The sequence below is a fragment of the Ureibacillus manganicus DSM 26584 genome (genome assembly GCF_000772945.1).
GTDB classification, from domain to species: domain Bacteria; phylum Bacillota; class Bacilli; order Bacillales_A; family Planococcaceae; genus Ureibacillus; species Ureibacillus manganicus.
Map to the genome: position 1 here is coordinate 20,488 of NZ_JPVN01000006.1, position 19,122 is coordinate 39,609.

The 19,122-nt window shown below is 35.5% G+C and carries 18 protein-coding genes; 14 read left to right on the top strand and 4 right to left on the bottom strand.

Going from position 1 to position 19,122, the window contains the following annotated elements:
- Positions 1 to 30: 30 nt before the first annotated feature.
- From menC to CD29_RS06040, 13 genes are all read left to right on the top strand, one after another.
- The gene (gene menC, locus CD29_RS05980) at positions 31 to 1,137 is read left to right on the top strand and encodes an o-succinylbenzoate synthase (protein ID WP_036184176.1); all 1,107 of its coding nucleotides are present in this window, start codon (positions 31 to 33) and stop codon (positions 1,135 to 1,137) included.
- 53 nt (positions 1,138 to 1,190) lie between these two features.
- Positions 1,191 to 2,234, top strand: a complete 1,044-nt coding sequence (locus CD29_RS05985) for a YkvI family membrane protein (protein ID WP_036184179.1) — start codon at positions 1,191 to 1,193, stop codon at positions 2,232 to 2,234.
- Between the two features lie 125 nt (positions 2,235 to 2,359).
- Entirely contained in the window at positions 2,360 to 3,118 is a 759-nt protein-coding gene (locus tag CD29_RS05990) for an FG-GAP repeat domain-containing protein (protein WP_235801786.1), read from the top strand.
- Between the two features lie 123 nt (positions 3,119 to 3,241).
- Positions 3,242 to 4,261: a S66 family peptidase gene (locus CD29_RS05995; protein WP_036184182.1), complete on the top strand. Its 1,020-nt coding sequence runs from the start codon at positions 3,242 to 3,244 to the stop codon at positions 4,259 to 4,261.
- Between the two features lie 218 nt (positions 4,262 to 4,479).
- On the top strand, positions 4,480 to 5,583 hold the full coding sequence (gene hisC / locus CD29_RS06000) for a histidinol-phosphate transaminase (RefSeq protein ID WP_036184185.1): 1,104 nt from the start codon (positions 4,480 to 4,482) through the stop codon (positions 5,581 to 5,583).
- A gap of 93 nt (positions 5,584 to 5,676) precedes the next feature.
- Positions 5,677 to 6,795: an alpha-hydroxy-acid oxidizing protein gene (locus tag CD29_RS06005; RefSeq protein ID WP_036184188.1), complete on the top strand. Its 1,119-nt coding sequence runs from the start codon at positions 5,677 to 5,679 to the stop codon at positions 6,793 to 6,795.
- Between the two features lie 69 nt (positions 6,796 to 6,864).
- The gene (purB, locus tag CD29_RS06010; protein ID WP_036184191.1) at positions 6,865 to 8,235 is read left to right on the top strand and encodes an adenylosuccinate lyase; all 1,371 of its coding nucleotides are present in this window, start codon (positions 6,865 to 6,867) and stop codon (positions 8,233 to 8,235) included.
- A 1-nt stretch (position 8,236) separates the two neighbouring features.
- The gene (locus tag CD29_RS06015) at positions 8,237 to 8,734 is read left to right on the top strand and encodes a GNAT family N-acetyltransferase (protein ID WP_036184194.1); all 498 of its coding nucleotides are present in this window, start codon (positions 8,237 to 8,239) and stop codon (positions 8,732 to 8,734) included.
- A 3-nt stretch (positions 8,735 to 8,737) separates the two neighbouring features.
- On the top strand, positions 8,738 to 9,541 hold the full coding sequence (locus CD29_RS06020) for an amino acid ABC transporter substrate-binding protein (protein ID WP_036184197.1): 804 nt from the start codon (positions 8,738 to 8,740) through the stop codon (positions 9,539 to 9,541).
- A gap of 172 nt (positions 9,542 to 9,713) precedes the next feature.
- Positions 9,714 to 10,385, top strand: a complete 672-nt coding sequence (locus CD29_RS06025) for an amino acid ABC transporter permease (protein ID WP_036184199.1) — start codon at positions 9,714 to 9,716, stop codon at positions 10,383 to 10,385.
- A gap of 15 nt (positions 10,386 to 10,400) precedes the next feature.
- Positions 10,401 to 11,141, top strand: a complete 741-nt coding sequence (locus tag CD29_RS06030) for an amino acid ABC transporter ATP-binding protein (protein ID WP_036184202.1) — start codon at positions 10,401 to 10,403, stop codon at positions 11,139 to 11,141.
- Positions 11,142 to 11,161: 20 nt separating this feature from the next.
- Positions 11,162 to 12,313 carry a M20 peptidase aminoacylase family protein gene (locus CD29_RS06035; RefSeq protein ID WP_036184205.1) on the top strand — a complete coding sequence of 384 codons (1,152 nt, stop codon included), beginning with the start codon at positions 11,162 to 11,164 and terminating at the stop codon, positions 12,311 to 12,313.
- Positions 12,310 to 13,626, top strand: a complete 1,317-nt coding sequence (locus tag CD29_RS06040) for an MmgE/PrpD family protein (protein ID WP_036184207.1) — start codon at positions 12,310 to 12,312, stop codon at positions 13,624 to 13,626. The genes CD29_RS06035 and CD29_RS06040 overlap by 4 nt, the downstream gene beginning before the upstream one ends.
- A gap of 39 nt (positions 13,627 to 13,665) precedes the next feature.
- Here CD29_RS06040 and CD29_RS06045 read toward each other — a convergent pair whose 3' ends face one another.
- A complete protein-coding gene (locus CD29_RS06045) occupies positions 13,666 to 14,085 on the bottom strand; it encodes a universal stress protein (RefSeq protein WP_036184210.1) in 420 nt (139 codons plus the stop codon).
- Positions 14,086 to 14,095: 10 nt separating this feature from the next.
- The gene (locus tag CD29_RS06050) at positions 14,096 to 15,529 is read right to left on the bottom strand and encodes a SulP family inorganic anion transporter (RefSeq protein ID WP_036184213.1); all 1,434 of its coding nucleotides are present in this window, start codon (positions 15,527 to 15,529) and stop codon (positions 14,096 to 14,098) included.
- Between the two features lie 141 nt (positions 15,530 to 15,670).
- Here CD29_RS06050 and CD29_RS06055 point away from each other — a divergent pair, with 141 nt between their 5' ends.
- On the top strand, positions 15,671 to 16,225 hold the full coding sequence (locus tag CD29_RS06055) for a recombinase family protein (RefSeq protein ID WP_036184216.1): 555 nt from the start codon (positions 15,671 to 15,673) through the stop codon (positions 16,223 to 16,225).
- A gap of 27 nt (positions 16,226 to 16,252) precedes the next feature.
- On the opposite strand, the gene CD29_RS06060 is transcribed toward CD29_RS06055, so the two are convergent.
- Both CD29_RS06060 and CD29_RS06070 read right to left on the bottom strand, forming a co-directional pair.
- Complete coding sequence (locus CD29_RS06060; RefSeq protein WP_036184219.1) at positions 16,253 to 17,026, bottom strand: protein kinase domain-containing protein; 774 nt, start codon at positions 17,024 to 17,026, stop codon at positions 16,253 to 16,255.
- Positions 17,027 to 17,466: 440 nt separating this feature from the next.
- Positions 17,467 to 19,119 (bottom strand): sodium:solute symporter family protein, encoded by a 1,653-nt coding sequence (locus CD29_RS06070; RefSeq protein ID WP_036184226.1) that lies wholly within the window; start codon positions 19,117 to 19,119, stop codon positions 17,467 to 17,469.
- Positions 19,120 to 19,122: the final 3 nt, after the last annotated feature.

Genomic DNA, 19,122 nt, shown 5'->3' on the forward strand with positions numbered 1-19,122 from the left:
AACATATCTATATAAAAGGGGCGCAAAGTTTTGAAAATAACAGAAATTACAATAAGACATTTAACAATGCACTTAAAAAACCCATTTACCACAAGCTTTGGAACATTTAAAGATAAAGAATTTTTATTAATAGAAACAATTGATGAAAAAGGAACAGTTGGCTTTGGAGAATGTGTTGCTTTTGAAACACCTTGGTATACAGAAGAAACAGTAAAAACGTGTTGGCATATGTTAGAGGATTTTTTAATTCCATTGGTATTAAATAAAGAGATTTCCCACCCAGATGAAGTGAGTGAAATATTTAAAAGTATTCGTAAAAATAATATGGCCAAGTCAGCAATAGAAGGTGCATTTTGGGATATTTATGCACAGCAAACAAACCAAACATTAGCGCAAGCGCTAGGTGGAAATAAGAAAAAGATAGAGGTAGGTATTAGTATAGGGATACAAGAAACCGTTGAAAAACAATTAGCAGTAATTGACCAAGCTATTAAGAATGGATATAAGCGAATTAAAGTAAAAATTAAGCCTGGTTGGGATTTAGAACTAATTCGTATTATAAGAGAACACTTTCCAAAGGTGCAACTAATGGCAGATGCTAATTCCGCTTATACATTAAATGACATCGAGTTATTTAAACAATTAGACCAGTACAATTTAATGATGATTGAACAACCATTAGCAACAGATGACATCATCGATCATGCAAAACTTCAAAAACAAATTACAACACCAATTTGTCTTGATGAGAGTATTACTTCTTTAGAAGATGCACGTAAAGCAATTGAATTAGGGAGTTGTGGTGTCATCAATATAAAAATTGGACGAGTTGGAGGCTTAACAGAAGCGAAGAAAATCCATGATTTATGTGAAACAAATGGTATACCTGTCTGGTGTGGAGGGATGCTTGAAGCTGGGATTGGTAGAGCACACAATATCGCCCTGACATCTTTATCGAATTTTGTTTTACCTGGTGACACAGCAGGTTCAAATCATTATTGGGAAGAAGATATTATTACGCCAGAAGTTGTCGCTCAAGACGGTTACATAGCAGTCCCACAAACTAGTGGAATTGGCTATAAACCAAATCGTGATGCAATCCAAAAATTTACGATTTCAACGAGACATTATAAATAAAATAACTAGTCCCTTAAATGATTTTGCGAAGATCTATTGAAATGAGGGAATGAATGAAAAACAGCTTTCGAATTGGACTAGCTTTTGTTGGTTTAGTAGTTGGAGGTGGGTTTGCATCTGGGCAAGAAATGATGCAATTTTTTACGAGTTTCGGAGTCTACAGTATCTTCGGTACGATATTAGCGACGATTGGATTCGCCTTTTTAGGAATGAACATTGCCCAGATTGGTTACCGATTAAACACATCTTCCCATAAAGAAGTTGTCTATTTTCTTTCAGGACGTACGTTAGGTTCTATTTTAGATATATTTATTACAATTTTTTTATTTTGTGTAACTGTTGCTATGTTTGCCGGAACTGCCTCTGCATTTAGACAAGTTCTAGGTTTTGACCCAGTCATCGGAAGCGCATTTATGGTGATTTTAACAGTACTTACTTTAATGTTAAATATTAAAAGTATTATTAATGTGATTGCGTTGGCAATCCCCTATTTACTAGGACTTATGTTAATAATTTCAGTATTTTCTATTCTAACTACCGACTTATCCTTAGCAGAACAAACTGTTTTGGCCGAACAACAGCGTTCCGCCGCTCCGAACTGGATAATGGGAGCATTACTTTATGTCTCTTACAATATTGCCTCTGGTGTAGCGATGATGACTGTTATTGGAAGTACAGCGTCTAGCAAAAGAGTAGCTGGCTTGGGTGGAATTTTAGGAGGACTTATACTAGGGGTACTGATTTTGTTAGTCAATATAGCTTTATTTGCCAAAATGGATGTGATCACGGGCAAAGATATGCCGATTGTAGAGATCGCTTTTAACATACACCCAATCATCGGGGTTTTAATGGCTATTGCTTTACTTGCGATGATTTATAGTACAGCTGTTGGGATGATGTACTCATTTATCGTGCGATTTATATCTCCAAAGGATAAAGTCTACCGACCAACCGTCGTATTTTTTGGGATTCTAGGATTCTTAGCGAGTTTTGTTGGCTTTACGACATTAGTAGGAAGCGTCTATTCACTAATGGGTTATTTAGGTTTTGCAATTATTGCTGCAATTACTCTTACGTGGCTGACAAAAAGAAATTAACTCCGGAAGTAATATACTTCCGGAGTTTTATTTTTTATACATTCGGCACATTTCTTAGGTCATAATCATTAAATAAAGTAGGTAATAAATCAGGGGCTAATCTACTAATTAGAAAGGGGAGTACAATGAATAACTATTGGCAACCTAGTGTAATGCCTCCTTTGTATATGCAAATTCCAATGGGACAAACAATTGTTACTTATAAATTGGGCGATGTGACAGGTGATGGTTTTCAAGACTTAATATATATAACAGCCGATAAGCAAACAGATAGTCCAATTTTTTTAATGAATATTAAGTTATTTGTAAGATACGGTAGAACAAATCGCACTGAAATGTTCCGATTACCCGAAAATGCCGGATACAATCCAACAATTTGGTTAGGTGATGTAACTGGAGATGGAATAAATGATATTTTGGTAGTCATAGATTCGGGTGGTAGTGGAGCAATTATCTTTGCATATATTTATTCAATGCAGAATGGTCAATTATCGAATATATTTGATTCAATTAAAATGAATGAACAACATCCATATAAGGTTCTTTATGCAGATTATTATAGGGCTAATGTATTTAGCGTGAGTCCACCTAAAAAATATACACTTGACCTTCAATATAAAGGTGAAGAGTATTTAAATGAAATTTATAATAGCGATGGAACATTAAAACAACCAATAGAAGGATGGGTAGATCCTATAAGTAGCCTAAATCCTGTTGATTTAGCGAGGAACGGTAAATATGATTTGCTTGGAATGCAGCAAATTGCAGGTAGATACCATGCAGATGGATTAGGGTATGTAGAAAATTTATACCATTGGAATGGAAGAAAGTTTGATATAGTTCGCCAAACAGTTTCCATTTATGGTGAAGAAATCATTAAATAATTATTGAAATAGAAAGATGAAAGATAGACGAAAAAACCGATTTTTAATAGAATCGGTTTTATTTTCTTTCTATTAAACGTATGATGGTGTAAATCTAACAATAATTAGAAATGAGGGCACAATATGACGATCGTTTACCCTGTCCTTACAAGTCAAACTACAATTGGCGTAACAGCCCCGTCATCAGGATTATACAAAGAAGAATACACACTCCTTGAAAGAGCCATTGAGAACATGGAATATAAAGGGTTCAAAGTTAAAGTTGGAGATACAAGCTGGATGCAATATAAGGCGAAATCAGCTCCGGCTAAAACAAGAGCATTTGAGCTAAATAGTATGCTTCAAGACGATTCGATTGGCTTCATTTTTCCTCCATGGGGAGGGGAATTATTAATCGAGATTTTGGAACATCTTGATTTTGAAAATGTGAAGCCTAAATGGATTCTGGGTTATTCAGACACTAGTGTACTATTACTAGCAATCACTCTGAAAACAGGAATTGCAACTGCACATGGAACAAATATAGTAGATTTGCGCGGTAGATTTTCCGACCCTACAACAGCAATGTGGGAAAAGGTGTTAACGACGAAAAAGGGGGAGGAAGTGGTTCAATATTCTTCAGAAAAGTATCAATTGGAATGGCAACATAATAATGAAAGTGACTATGTGTTTCATCTAACTGAAAATACAAAGTGGAAAACGATATCTAATAGCCCAATGTATGTGAAAGGTAGATTACTAGGAGGATGTATAGATGTAATTCGACATTTAATAGGTACTCCTTTTGGAAATGTCAGGGCATTCCAAAAACAGTTCATAAACAATGAACCTATTATTTGGTATTTTGAAAATTGTGAGCTTCATACAACAGATTTAAGACGGACATTAGTTCAAATGAAACTAGCTGGTTGGTTCGATCATACAAGTGCTATTCTATTTGGTAGAAGTCCAGTAAATCGGTCGATAGAAGATTATCATGTGATCGACGTGTATATGGAATTGGCAGAAGAATTAGAAATCCCAATTGGCTATGATATCGATTGTGGTCATTTGCCTCCGCAAATAACATTTGTTAATGGGGCTTTTGCAGAAGTAAGGATATATAATAATGCAGGAATGGTTACGCAGAGATTTATAGATTAGACAAAGATTGTCGGTGAGTTCTGCTTGCCACAGTCTTTTTTTATAAAACTTTTTATTATGTGTTTCTACTATAGTAAATTAATTGATTTTATATAATGCTTGATGTTATTATTTAGCTATTGTTTTTTTCAAATTATTCAATAATTTTTTTAGCTTTAAAACCTAGTTTTTACATAGGTATAACTGTTTTTAGTTTAGTAAAGTATGGAGTGTTGAATGTGGCTATACTATTTAAAGAAAGTTTGAAAGAATTAAAGTCTTATAAACCTGCAAAAATAATCCAAGACATAAAAGATGCTTATCAAATTAATAATGTAATTAAGTTAGCTGCAAATGAAAATACCTTTGGGGTTTCACCAAAAGCACTTGCTGCTCTTTCGGAAACGAATAATGATTTGTTTAGTTACCCTGATGGAAAGTCCCGTCTACTCCGTAAAAAATTATCACAATTGCAAGGTGTACCTGAAGAACGTTATTTCTTTGGAAATGGCTCCTTTGAAATTTTAGGCTTACTATCAAAAATTCTATTAGATGAAGGCGATGAGTCGATTGTTCAGGAAACAACCTTTGGATGGTATAAATCTGTAACAAAGATATCAGGAGGAAAAAATGTTATTGTTCCTCAAGAGAAATTAGAAAACAATCTACAAGGGATGCTAGATGCAATAACAGACCGTACAAAAGTGATTTGGATTTGCAATCCGAATAACCCAACCGGTAATTATATTACCCATGATGAATTGGAGGAATTTTTAAGTAAAGTCCCAAATCATATAGCTGTGGTTATTGATGAAGCATACGCTGAGTTTGCGACTAATGAAGATTTTCCTCGAACAAAGGAATTTATTAATCTCTACGATAATCTTATAGTATTACGAACTTTCTCTAAATTTTACGGTTTAGCTGGGATTCGTATCGGTTATGCAATTGCTGATCCGGCTGTTATTCATGAATTGTTTAAAGTGAAAATGCCGCATAATGTAAATACATTAGCGCAAAGAGCAGCAGTGGCAGCATTAGAAGACGCCCGATTCCAAGAGCAGTGTCTTAGAAATAATACAGAAGGACGCAAATTTTATGAAGTGGCGTTTAAAGAGCGTGGCCTAGAATTTATCCCTTCATCCGCAAACTTTATTTTAGTAAATATTAATAATAGTAGCCAACTTGTTTGTGAGGAATTACTGAAGCGCGGTGTATATATCCGACCTGGAGCAGAATTTGGTCTAGATCATTACGTAAGAATTTCTATTGGTAAGAAGGAAGACAATATAAAAGTTATTGAAACTCTATTTGCTGTATTAGATGAATTAGAACAACAATAAGTAGTCAATTTAGCGTAAGTAGTTTAAAACCATTGCAAAAGTAAATAAAAATAAAACTAAGTTAGTTGGTATTATTTAAAGGGAGTCATTAGGATGGTACAAAAATTTGATGAAAAAACTTTTCCATATTCATTCGAAGAATTGGAAAAAACTGCAGCAGATAATGTTTCTCCTGAAGCTTTTGATTATATACAATCTGGTAGTAGTACAGAACAAACATTACGATCTAATGTTCAAGCATTTAGTAAATATGCATTTAAACCAAGAGTTTGTGTGGGTGCGAAAACTAATGACAGTGGGGTTACATTATTTGGTAGAAGTTACCCGTATCCCATTCTTTTTGCGCCAATTGGTAACCAAAAAGTTGTCCATCCTGAAGGTGAGTTAGCTTCTGCACGCGCAGCAACTAGACTTCAGGTTCCATACATAGCAAGTACTGTTTCAAGTCATACAATTGAAGAAATAGCAGATGCAAGTGGCGATGGGGAAAGATGGTTTCAGTTGTATGCTACAAAAGATCAAGAAGTGACTTATAGCTTATTAAAACGTGCAGAAAATGCTGGTTATACTGCGATTGTGTTAACAGTTGATATGGCATCAAGCTGGCGCATTAAGGATATGAGTAATCGATTTTTACCATTTTCACGTGGGCAAAAACCGTATCCTTCCATCGTAAGTGATCCTGTATTCCAGGAAAAATACGGAGCTGCAGTTACTGAAAAAGGTTTAGAACCAACGATTCGTAGCATCTTTCCGAATCCTCAATTTTCATGGGAAGACCTTGCAGAGTTAAAAAAAGTAACAAAATTACCTGTAATCGTAAAAGGTATATTAGATGAAGAAGATGCATTAAAAGCAATTGAACATGGGGCTGACGGACTTGTAGTGTCAAACCATGGCGGACGTATGATTGATGGATGTATTCCATCGATTGAAGCATTGCCAAGCATCGCAGAAGTAGTTAACAAGTGTATACCGATCTTTTTAGATAGCGGAATTCGTTCTGCAAAGGATATCTTCATCGCCCTAGCTTTAGGGGCAGATGCTGTATTGTTAGGTAGACCGTTCATCTATGGTTTGGCAGTTGCTGGTGAAGAAGGTGTTTATAAAGTGTTCGCTAATCATTTTGAGGAATTTAGACGTATGATGGTTCTATGTGGTACGAATACTATTGAAGACATAAAAAAACTAAAAATAGTAGAATTGAACTAAAATAAATAAGTTGATGTAATTCCTAGTTTTCTGATAAGATAAATATAGAATTTTAAGGAGATTAATATTATGCCATCCCATGTTATAGATATGATCATGTTAAAAAACAACTTTGGTACAGAACAAATGCGCCAAGTTTGGTCAGATGAAAATCGTCTACAAAAACATTTTGACGTTGAAATAGCACTTGCAAAGGCTGAAGGCGAGCTAGGATTAATTCCTAAAGAAGCAGCTCAGTTAATCGCACAAGCAAAAACAGATGACGTTAGCATAGAAGAACTTGCTGCAAATATGGCAAAAGTAAAGCATTCATTAATGCCTACTATTACTGCGTTACAGGAACGAAGCGGTGAAGGTGGAGAATTTGTTCACTATGGTGCAACAACACAGGACATCGTAGATACTGGAACAATGTTACAGTTAAAGGAAGCGCATCAAATTATTCGTGCTGAATTGATTGATGTTGCGGCTGGATTAGCTAGATTAGCAAAAGAACATCGTTTAACTCCAATTGCAGGTCGTTCACACGGTATGCAAGGATTACCAACAACATTTGGTTTTAAAATGGCTGTCGTTTTAAGTGAGGTTCTTCGTCATTTAACACGTTTAGACGAAGTAAGTGGTCGAGTTTTTGTTGGGAATATTAGTGGAGCAGTTGGCACTTATGCATCATTTGGACCAGAGGGAATTGAAGTAGAAAAACGTTCATTAGAACTTTTAGGTTTAGGTGCTCCAGAAATCGTTTGGCATTCATCACGTGATCGTTTAGCTGAATACGCTAGCGTACTTGGTTTAATCAGCGGAACTCTTGGAAAACTTGGTAATGAGTTTTATAACTTAATGCGTACTGAGATCGATGAGATTGAAGAACCGTTTACAAAAGGTAAAGTAGGATCATCTACAATGCCACACAAACGTAATCCAGCGGCATTTGAAGGTATCGCAAGTTTGACTCGTCCAGTGCTACAAAATGTATCATTAATTCAACATTCATTAATTGTTGAACATGAACGAGATGCAATGTCATGGCGTGCAGAATGGATTGCGATGCCAGAAATATGTATTTACCTATCTTCACAACTAGCAAGTACAAAAGGTGTACTTGATGGGTTAATTGTTAAAAAGGAAAATATGTTAAGAAACCTAGATTTATTAGGTGGATTGCTACTATCTGAACGTGTAATGTTCGCGATTTCTGACAAGGCAGGAAAACAAACAGCACATCATATCATTTATGAATTATCTATGGCGTCCTTTGAAGAAAAAGTGCCATTTAAACAAAAATTAGCTGAAAATGAAACAGTGAAAGAATTGTTGTCTGAAGAAGAATTAAACGAACTATTCAATTACGAAACTTACTTAGGGTTGGCTCCGGAAAAGGTTGATGAAGTGTTAACCAACTATTATAATAGCCCATATGCAAAAACAGAGGGGAAATAATATGACATTTCATTTTCGACAAGCTACAGTCAATGACGCAAAAGCTTTACAAGAAATACTAGTGAAAGCTTATGCGGAAAACGGTAAATTAGGCATTAAGTTTGATGCGGTAAATGCGGATATTGAAATGACAACACGTCATTTGCAAAACAATATGTGTTTCTTTATGGAATATGAAGGAAATGTAGTCGCTACAATTTCACTACGAATGCCTTGGAGTCCTAACCCTGGACCGGAGAAGGTGCCGCATATTGGTTGGTTTGCAACAGATCCTGATAGTGGTCAAAAAGGTCTTGGGTCAAAACTTTTAACTTGGTTAGAAGAAGACGTATTGAAAAAGCAACTTAGAACACCTTTCGTAACATTAGGAACAGCAGATAAGCACCCTTGGCTAATCCAAATGTATGAAAGAAAAGGATATCAAGTTTTCGGTCAAAAGGACCTAGGAAAAGGTCATATCACAATCTATATGAAAAAAGAATTTAACTTGGAGGATTAACAAATGAAAAAGATTTCATTTTTACTAATACTAACTTTAGTGGTTGGTATACTAGCGGCTTGCGGTGGCAATGAAGAAGGTACAACAAACGAAGGTTCAAATCAAACTGAAGAGAAAAAAGTAATCCGTGCTGGAGCAACAGGTGTAAGTTATCCAAATAGCTATAAAGAAAATGATAAATTAATCGGTTTTGACGTAGAAGTATTAGAAATTGCAGCAGCAAATTTAGGATATGAAGTTCAATGGGTAAACTCTGATTTCAGTGGTTTACTAGGCCAACTTGAAACTGGAAAAATCGATACAATTGCTAATGCTGTAGCAGTAACAGAAGAACGTAAAGGGAAATATGACTTTGCTGATCCATATTCTTATTTAGGTATTACAATCGTTACTCATGAAGAAAACGATCAAATCAACTCATTAGAAGACTTAAAAGGTAAAACAGTATCAGGGGTATTAGGTTCAAATAACGTTAAAAACTTAGAAGCATATGACAAAAATGGTGAAATTGGTATTCGTACGTACGAAACACGTGACGGTGCGATGAATGACGCTATTAACAAACGTGTTGATGGATATGTAAATTCAAAACCAGCATTACTAGCGGAAATTAACAAAGGTAACTTGCCTTTAAAATTTGTTGGCGACCCATTTGTTTATGAAGCAGTTGCCTTCCCATTCGTAAAAGGAACTAATGAAGAATTACGTGAAGCTCTTAGCGCAGAAGTGCAAAAATTACACGAAGATGGTACAATTACTGAGCTTTCAATCAAATACTTCGGTGAAGATGTTTCAAAGAAAGACTAAGTCAAGATTAGCTGATAGGTATTTATACATTTATCTAGCTGTTTAAGAAAAACACTAACTAAAAATGACTAAAGATGTGTTTTTCTAATAATATAAATGGCCGTCTTAAAAGTAATAATACTTTTTAAGACGGCCTTTTTTCACAATATAGAACAAGGAGATGATAATTGCGATGAATTTTGACATAGGTTATATGTTTTCTCTTATTCCTGAAATAATGGAGTATATTCCAATCACATTATTTATGGCTATATTAGCTATGATTTTAACAATCATCATTGGTTTATTATTAACTTTCATGCGTAGTAGTAAGCTGAAAGTATTAAATTATATAGCTACCGTATACATTTCATTCTTTCGAGCGATTCCGATGCTCGTACAACTATTTTTAATTTACTATGGTTTACCCCAACTGTTCCCGGTGTTTACGAAAATGGACGCAGTTACTGCTGCAGTAATTGGTTTTGGGTTTAAACAAGCAGCTTTTGCATCAGAAATTTTCCGTGCTGCTTTTCTGTCTGTTGATAAAGGACAAATGGAAGCTTGTTTAGCAGGGGGAATGACAAAAGTTCAGGCGTATCAACGCGTGATCATTCCTCAAGCATTCCGAAATGCATTACCAGCTACGGGTAATACGTTCATCTCTTTAATTAAAGAAACATCGTTAGCATTTACATTAGGTGTAGTAGAACTATTTGCAGAAGCAAAAATGCAAGCTTCCAATACATTACGATTTTTTGAGGCATATTTAGCCGTTGCACTTGTATATTGGGCAATAGTAGTTATCTACTCATTCCTACAAAGTAAACTTGAACGTCTATTAGAGAAACCTTATCGGACATAAGGAGTGTGAAAGAATATGATTAAAGTAAACCAACTTAAAAAATCTTTTAATGATTTAGAAGTGCTAAAGGATATTAATTTTGAAGTAAAACGTGGAGAAGTTCTTTCCATTATCGGTCCATCTGGTTCTGGAAAATCAACATTATTACGTTGTTTAAACTTTTTGGAAACTCCAAATGCAGGAACAATAACAATTGATGGACTAACTGTTGATGTTGAAAATGTAAAAAAGCAGGATATTCAGCAACTAAGAAAGAAATCTGCGATGGTATTTCAAAACTACAATTTATTTAAAAATAAAACAGCATTACAAAATGTAACTGAATTATTAATCGTTACAAAAAAAATGCCTAAAGCAGAGGCTGAAAAAATAGGAATGGAATATTTGGCACAAGTTGGTCTTGCAGATAAAGCAAACAAATATCCAGTAACGTTATCTGGAGGTCAACAACAACGTGTAAGTATTGCACGGGCATTAGCATTAAATCCAAGCGTTATATTATTTGACGAGCCAACTTCTTCCCTTGACCCAGAGCTAGTATCGGAAGTTTTACAAGTTATAAAACAAATTTCTACGAAAGATACAACAATGATTATAGTTACACACGAAATGGATTTTGCTCGTGAGGTATCGGATAACGTTATTTTCATGGCAGATGGGTATATTGTCGAAGAAGGTCATCCAAGTCAATTGTTTGGTAATCCACAACAAGCTCGTACAAAATCGTTTATACAACAATTAAACGAAAAACATTAATGAAAGAAGGAAGTTGTACCATGAGTACTACAGAAAACTTACAATCAAAACTTATTGCATATCGTCGTGAATTACATGAAAATCCAGAATTAGGGTTTAAAGAAGTTGAAACTACAAAGCGAATTCGTCGCTGGTTAGAGGATGCAGGAATTACAATTCTAGATTATCCATTAGAAACAGGTCTTGTAGCAGAAGTTAAAGGTGAACTAGAAGGTCCAACAATTGCATTACGTGCAGATATTGATGCATTACCAATTGTCGAACAATCTGGCGTAGAGTTTTCCTCTAAAGTTGAAGGTGTGATGCATGCTTGTGGTCATGACTTCCATACTTCATCAATGATTGGAGCCGCTATTTTATTACAATCTAGACGTTCGGAGCTAAAAGGAACGGTACGTATTATCTTCCAACCTGCCGAAGAAATTGCTCAAGGTGCAGTTTATGTTGCTGAACAAGGTGTATTAGATGGAGTATCAGCCATCTTTGGAATGCACAACAAACCTGAACTACCAGTTGGAACAATCGGTGTACGTTCTGGCTCGTTAATGGCAAGTGTAGATCGTTTCGAATTAGATATTATTGGTGTCGGTGGTCATGCAGGAATTCCAAATGACGCTATAGATCCAATCGTTATTGCGAGTCAAATTGTATCTGCTTTCCAAAGTATCGTCAGCCGTAATATGGATCCATTCCATAACATTGTTGTTTCGGTAACAAAACTGCAAGCAGGAAATACATGGAATGTCATTCCTGAAAAAGCAGAACTTGAGGGTACGGTTCGTACGTTCCAAGAAGAAACGCGTGAAGTAATTTCTAATCGTATGCGCGCTATTGCTGAAGCAATTGCAGAAAGTTTTGGTGCACGTGCTGATTTCAGATGGTTTTCATATTTGCCAGTAGTTAACAATGACAGTAGATTCACAGAAATCGCAGCTGAAGCAGCAACGAAAGCTGGATACCAAGCAATCGAAGCTCAACAAGTTCCTGCAGGTGAAGATTTTGCATTTTATCAAACAAAGATACCAGGCTATTTTGTATGGATGGGTGTAGATGGACCGAAAGCTTGGCACCATCCTGAATTTACATTAAAAGAGGAAGCATTAGAAGTTGCTGCTAAGTATTTTGCTGAACTATCAATTCAAGCTCTTAATAAGCCGGAGCTACTTAAATGAAACTAACCGAAGAATTTGTCGGTAAAATATACAATGCAATCCCTACTGAAGAAGCAATTGAAAGTGCTAAATTAGGTGTTTTAGATTTCTTAACTTCGAGTTACGCTGGTAAGGATGATCCCGGAGTACTCAAGCTTCTTCAACTTATAGAACTTGAGGGTGGATTAGAGATAACGCCTCTAATTGGTCAAAGTCGAATGGCTACACCTCAACAATCTGCTTTAATCAATGGCTTTTTAGCCCATGCATTGGATTTTGATGATGTTCATGTCGAGGTACGTGGACATCCTAGTGCAGTTCTACTTCCAACTTTAATCGCATTAGCTTCAAACAATGAAGTTTCAGGGAAGCGCTTTTTACAAGCTTATGTGGTTGGAGTAGAAGTAATGGCTAGAATTGCTCGAGCAATTTCAGATCAGCATTATGAAAAGGGTTGGCACAATACAGGAACAATTGGTGTACTGGCCGGTGCACTAGCAGGGGGCTACATGCTTCAATTTTCTCGTAAACAACTTGCGCAGGCGCTTGGTTTTGCAACGACTCAATCAAGTGGATTACGTATTCATTTTGGAACAGAAACAAAACCACTTCATGCTGGATTGGCTGCTCGAGCAGCAGTTCTAAGTGTTCAGATAACCATGGTTAACTTTTTAAACAATACGAGCAGCTTTGATGATAAAGGAAACTACTTTGATGTTTATGGTGTTGGTACAGAAGGAATTTCATCCATTCTATTAGATGGATGGAATGAGGGGTGGAAAATCGATTCACCTGGATTGTGGTATAAAATTTACCCTTTTTGTTCAGCAGCTTTCTTCGGAGCGGATGCTGCATTACATATAGGAAAATTGAATTTGGATGAAATTAAAGAAGTAGTAATTACATTTTCAAACAATACCGATGCTGCGTTAATTCATCGTCATCCTAAAACGGGTGAAGAAGGTCGTTTTAGTATCGAATATATTGTCTCGCTTATATTACAAGGTAAGTCATTAGATTTTCAACAATTCGATTCAAAACCAATTGATTCAGTATCCGAACAGCTAATATTAAAAACTGCAAGGCAAAACGTTAAAGAGCAACCTAGTATAGCTAGATATACAAAGGTAAAAGTAATATTAAACAATGGTGACATAATTGAAAAGGTTTCTACCACACCAAAAGGTTCACCTCAAAATAAAGTGACAAAACAGGAACTGATTGATAAGTGTAAATCTATCGTTAAGAGTTGTGAGTTAGAAGATAAATGGCTAAATACAATATTTTCTTTAGATCAACATAAAAACATGTCGTCATTTTTATCATTGCTGTAACTAAAAGGGTGCAATCCATTTAGGATTGCACCCTTTATATTATTTTACAATCAATGCTGGACAATTTACTCGTTTCATCACTTTATGACTCACACTTCCAAGGATCATTTCCTGTAAACTGTTAAGACCACGACTACCAATGACAACTAAGTCTACTTGGTGTTCGTTTGCGAATTTTACAATTTCAGGACCAGGGTTGCCTATGAGAATCGATGTTTTATATTTTACATTTGCTTCATTTAGAAATTGTAAAACTTTCGAATTCTTTTTTCGACGTTCAATTTCTAGAGCGATACTAGAATTAGAATGAAGTACATCAGATTTTGCCTTATCAAAGTCTACAACGTACACAACTTCTATAATAGAATCAGGTGTACAAGAAGCAATTTTGACAGCCTCTTTTGCAGCACGAACAGCATTCTCAGAACCGTCAGAAGCAAGTAAAATATGTTTATACATAAAATTCCTCCTAATTAGATGAAGACATGCCTTGCAGTTTTGAAATGATTTTTTTACTAGATGTATCTAGTTCTAAAACTACAACCGAAATTCCTCTATCTTCAAGCATTTCCTCAACTTTTATAAGTGAAGCAACACCTGAATCGTCCCAAATTCGACTATTTGAGAAATCAATTTGAATCTGTTTAGCATCTATGTTTTTATTTTTAAAATAGTTGATAAACCCATCTGAAGATGCGAAGAATAATTGGCCATGGACGATAAAACGATTGTCTTCTTGAACAATTTTTACTGTAGATATTTTAACAACAAAGAATATAGCACTTAAAACTACACCTGCAATTACTCCTTTGGATAAATCATGTGTCCAAACTACAATAATCACAGTCACTAACATAACAATTGCATCAGTTCGTGGTGCTTTTACTATATACTTAAACGAACTCCAATCAAATGTCCCAATACACACCATAATCATGATTCCTACAAGAACAGGCATTGGAATTTTAACAACTAAATCCCCTAACACAAGTATTAAGAACATTAAAAATAAACCTGCAACTAATGTTGAAAGACGGCCTCGTCCACCTGATTTGACATTAATAACGGATTGGCCGATCATTGCACATCCTGCCATTCCACCAAAGAAACCATTTACAAAGTTTGCAATCCCTTGTCCTCGTGCTTCTTGGTTTTTATTACTTTCTGTTGCAGTCATATCATCTACAATTCTAGAAGTTAATAAAGATTCAACTAGTCCAACAATGGCAAGTGAAAGTGAGAATGGAAAAATAATTTTCAATGTTTCAAATGTAAAAGGGACGTCTGGGATGATAAAGGAAGGTAAGGTTTGTGTAATATTCCCTAAGTCACCGATTGTTCTCAACTCAATTCCACTAAATATCGCAATTGCAGTAAGTGCGACAATCGCAATTAAAGGAGCAGGTATCACTTTTATAAATCTTGGTAATGTATAAACAAGTATTAATGTAATTGCTACAAAGACATAGGTCATGTTTGAAATACCTAAAAAATGAGGTACTTGGGCCATAAAGATTAATATAGCTAATGAATTTACGAACCCGATCATAACTGCATTCGGAATAAATTTCATGAGCTTTGCAATTTTTAAAGTACCGAAAATAATCTGAATGATTCCCGTAAGGATTGTTGCGGCAAATAAGTATTCAATTCCATATTCACGTACAAGTGGAACCATTACTAGGGCCATTGCCCCTGTAGCGGCGGAAATCATACCTGGTCTACCGCCCACAAAGGCGATTAAGACTGCTATAGTAAATGATGCATATAACCCTACCATAGGGTCGACGCCTGCAATAATAGAAAAGGCGATTGCTTCTGGAATAAGTGCGAGTGCAACCACAATACCCGATAAAATATCGCCTCGTATGTTGCCAAACCACTGTTGTTTTAAACTTTGCATGAGTAACTCCTTAAGTATGATATAAACTGTTGGTAGTAGTATGATTAGTATTAGTTAATATATATTGAAAATGCTTTAGTAATCATAACATCGTTTTTCCTATAAGGGAACCCTTTTGGGAAGGTGATTAGGAGAGGTACTATGAATTATGGATATTTAAGACCACTATATAATGACGAATATGGTGAAAAACAATTAGAGAAGTTAAAAGACCGTTGTGAATTTATATATAGTGAGTTACATGGAACGCCTAAGAAAAGAATTGAACTTGAAAATCTTCTTCTTTATTTAAAAGAGGGAGACACGGTTATAGTTGAAAGAATGTTTGTGTTGGCAGATACTACAAGGCACTTACTTGAACTATTAAAAATTTGTGAGAGAGATCAGGTGAATATAAAATTTCTCAATGAAGATTTAGACAGTAGTGAGCTTTTAATGTTAAATCTTCATGAAATGATTGAAAAATTAATAGATTTTCAATCAGATATTGTTAAACAATCGACTATGATTGGTTTATCAAATGCAAGGGCACAGGGAAAACCAATCGGTCGACCAAAAAAATCCGATGATAAAATAATTCAGGCGATTTCGATGTACCATTCAGGAAACTATACTTTAATAGATATTAAGAATGAAACGGGAATTAGTAAATCCACCTTATATCGTTATTTAGAAGATGACGGTTTGACGAAATAGTTAAACGAAAGGGCATAGTCACTTAGACTATGCCCTGATTATAAACGTTGGTATGGATTGTAAGGCTTCTTTGGCACTTGAAAAGGCTGGACCAATTAGAAGTAATCGCTCTATATAATTTTGTACCTCTTTAGGTAGTTTTAACTCCTCTTGCCAACTGCGTTCTTTGCGACTAGTGGGAGAGTAATTTGAATAAATCAAAAATAAAAGAAAATGACCGATGAAATATAAATCACTTCGAGGATCTTCTAACTTTTTTGGATTATTAATCTTTTCAATAAAAGCATTTTCTGTAATGTAAGAAGCTAAACCGAAATCAATGATATAAATTGTTTCGTTTTTTATTAATATATTAGGAGTTCTTAAATCTCTATGAACAATTTTTTTATCGTGAATTTTGATTACGACATCTAACAGTTTCTTTAGAATAGTAAATGATTCTTCTAAAGAAAAGGATTTACCCTCTTGAAATATTTCTTGTTCGAAGGTATGGCCATCTATAAGATCCATTATATAAAAAGGGATGCCTTCAATTTCGCCTTCAAGAATGACATTTGGGATATTTGGAAAATCTAACAATTTTAACATTTCAATTTCTTGTTTGAATTTCAGTATGGATTGTTTCTTCTTCTTAAACTTTGATTTCATCCTTTTAAGTACGTACTGTTCTCCAGTTTCTTTATGAACTAATACGTACGCAATACCGTACGAGCCCTTCCCAAGAAACTTTTGAAATCGAAAGGATGTTTCTTTCTCAATATAGTTATTTAAAAGACGTTTGATTTTTGTCTCACTTAACATTTTTAGCTACTGAAGAAACTGCCACTTCTAGAACCGAAGAATCCGGAACTAAAACTTCTACGTTTTCTTTTGTAGTGTTTGTGGCCATAATATTTATCTTTATGGGAATAACCTCTACGACTTGAAGAATAGGAATACGAACGGTGACTTTTTCCAAATAGTGATTTCTTGAATTTATCAAACATAAAAATGGTTTCCCTCCAAAAGAGTTTAATTATAATTGTTATAATATATATACGATAATAAACGTAAGATGTTTCGTTATCTAATAATAATATAAATAATTTTTTTTCGTATGTACACAACTTTCTGAAGATTATAAATAATTTAGGAATCACTTGGGCAATAAAGGTTTTCGCGAGGAGAATCTACTAATAACATGATGAATAATTTAAAAACAAGCTTCCGAACTAAGTCGGAAACTTGTTGTTATATTCCAATTACTCGTTCATGTGAACTTCGCCATCTTTGTAAGTCATTTGTTCTGGATAACGTAAGTTCGTTACATAATCTTGAATTTCTTGTTTAGGTGGTTTTGTTGATAATGACACGATGATGTTTGCAGCAAATGCAGCGAGCGCTCCGAATACACCTGCACCTGTATCAATAATACCTAAAATTGTAAAGCCACCATATTTAGCTGCGAAGATATAAGATAATGTAACTGCTAAACCAATGACCATACCTGCAATTGTACCTTTTGCATTGCCACGTCTCCACCATACACCTAATACTAATGCAGGGAAGAATGTACCGGTTGCGATAGCAAATGCCCAAGCAACAATTTGTGTAATGGCACCAGGTGGGTTAAGAGCAACGATACCAGCAAGAACTGTTGCAACCACTATTGTAATACGTCCCACATTTAAACGTTGCTTATCTGTAGCAGTTGGTTTTAAGATTCGATAGTAAATATCATGAGCGAATGCAGAGGAAATAGCGATTAATAAACCACCAGCTGTTGATAATGCAGCAGCCATTGCACCAGCAGCGACTAAACCGATTACAAATACACCTAGGTTAGCGATCTCAGGTGTTGCCATTACGACAATATCATTTTTTATTACCAATTCTACCCATTGAAGTATACCATCGCCATTTTGGTCGGCAACACTTAATAATCCTGTATCTACCCAAGTTTTAGTCCAAGCAGGTAGTTCAGCAATTTTACTTCCAGCTACTTGCGTCATTAATATGAAACGAGAGAACGCAGCATAAGCAGGTGCAGAGAAGTATAATAACGCGATGAATAATAACGCCCAAGCAGCAGACCAACGAGCAGCCTTCATTGTTTTAACTGTATAGAATCTTGCAATTACGTGAGGAAGTCCCGCAGTACCACACATTAACGTAAACATAAGTGCAAGGAATTGCCATTTCGTCCCGTTCTCAAATGGAGCAAAGTACTCGGATAATCCAAGTGCTTGATCAAGCGCTCCTAATTCACTAACAATATGACCGTAAGATAACCACGGAAGTGGATTACCTGTAATCTGTAAAGACATGAATATAACTGGAACTAGGTAAGCAACTATTAGTACGATGTACTGTGCTACTTGTGTCCATGTGATCCCCTTCATACCACCGAAGGCTGCATAGATGGCGATTAACACTACCCCAATCATTGTGCCAATTCCAGCATCAATTTGGAACAAGCGACCAATTACTACTCCAGAACCTGATAATTGTCCAATTGAATATGTGAAGCTGATGATCATTGTACAAATCGCCGCTATAATAAGTGCAGTTTTACTTTGGAAGCGGTCTCCGATAAATTCAGGAACAGTATAACTTCCAGACTTTCTTAGTTGTGGTGCGAGTAAAAAGGCTAAGAATAAATATCCTCCTGTCCAACCCATAATATAGGCTAAACCATCGTACCCTAAAACCATGATTGTACCAGCCATACCGATGAAAGATGCAGCACTCATCCAGTCGGCAGCAATTGCCATACCATTATATAATGGTGGAACGCCGCGGCTGGCAACATAGAAATCCGAAGTTCCCTTCGCGTTATTAAAAACGGCGATCCAAATATACAATGCAAATGTTGCTAAAATAATTGCAAGCGACACTATAAACTGTGTATCCAAAAG

Excerpts from the sequence above, each read along its gene's own strand:
- CD29_RS06060 (WP_036184219.1), bottom strand. The coding sequence starts at position 17,026 with ATGTTAAGTGAGACAAAAATCAAACGTCTTTTAAATAACTATATTGAG.
- purB (WP_036184191.1), top strand. The coding sequence starts at position 6,865 with ATGCCATCCCATGTTATAGATATGATCATGTTAAAAAACAACTTTGGT.
- CD29_RS06050 (WP_036184213.1), bottom strand. The coding sequence starts at position 15,529 with ATGCAAAGTTTAAAACAACAGTGGTTTGGCAACATACGAGGCGATATT.
- CD29_RS05995 (WP_036184182.1), top strand. The coding sequence starts at position 3,242 with ATGACGATCGTTTACCCTGTCCTTACAAGTCAAACTACAATTGGCGTA.
- CD29_RS06035 (WP_036184205.1), top strand. The coding sequence starts at position 11,162 with ATGAGTACTACAGAAAACTTACAATCAAAACTTATTGCATATCGTCGT.
- CD29_RS06040 (WP_036184207.1), top strand. The coding sequence starts at position 12,310 with ATGAAACTAACCGAAGAATTTGTCGGTAAAATATACAATGCAATCCCT.
- CD29_RS06005 (WP_036184188.1), top strand. The coding sequence starts at position 5,677 with ATGGTACAAAAATTTGATGAAAAAACTTTTCCATATTCATTCGAAGAA.
- CD29_RS05985 (WP_036184179.1), top strand. The coding sequence starts at position 1,191 with ATGAAAAACAGCTTTCGAATTGGACTAGCTTTTGTTGGTTTAGTAGTT.
- CD29_RS06030 (WP_036184202.1), top strand. The coding sequence starts at position 10,401 with ATGATTAAAGTAAACCAACTTAAAAAATCTTTTAATGATTTAGAAGTG.
- CD29_RS06015 (WP_036184194.1), top strand. The coding sequence starts at position 8,237 with ATGACATTTCATTTTCGACAAGCTACAGTCAATGACGCAAAAGCTTTA.
- CD29_RS06055 (WP_036184216.1), top strand. The coding sequence starts at position 15,671 with ATGAATTATGGATATTTAAGACCACTATATAATGACGAATATGGTGAA.
- CD29_RS05990 (WP_235801786.1), top strand. The coding sequence starts at position 2,360 with ATGAATAACTATTGGCAACCTAGTGTAATGCCTCCTTTGTATATGCAA.
- CD29_RS06045 (WP_036184210.1), bottom strand. The coding sequence starts at position 14,085 with ATGTATAAACATATTTTACTTGCTTCTGACGGTTCTGAGAATGCTGTT.
- CD29_RS06025 (WP_036184199.1), top strand. The coding sequence starts at position 9,714 with ATGAATTTTGACATAGGTTATATGTTTTCTCTTATTCCTGAAATAATG.
- CD29_RS06020 (WP_036184197.1), top strand. The coding sequence starts at position 8,738 with ATGAAAAAGATTTCATTTTTACTAATACTAACTTTAGTGGTTGGTATA.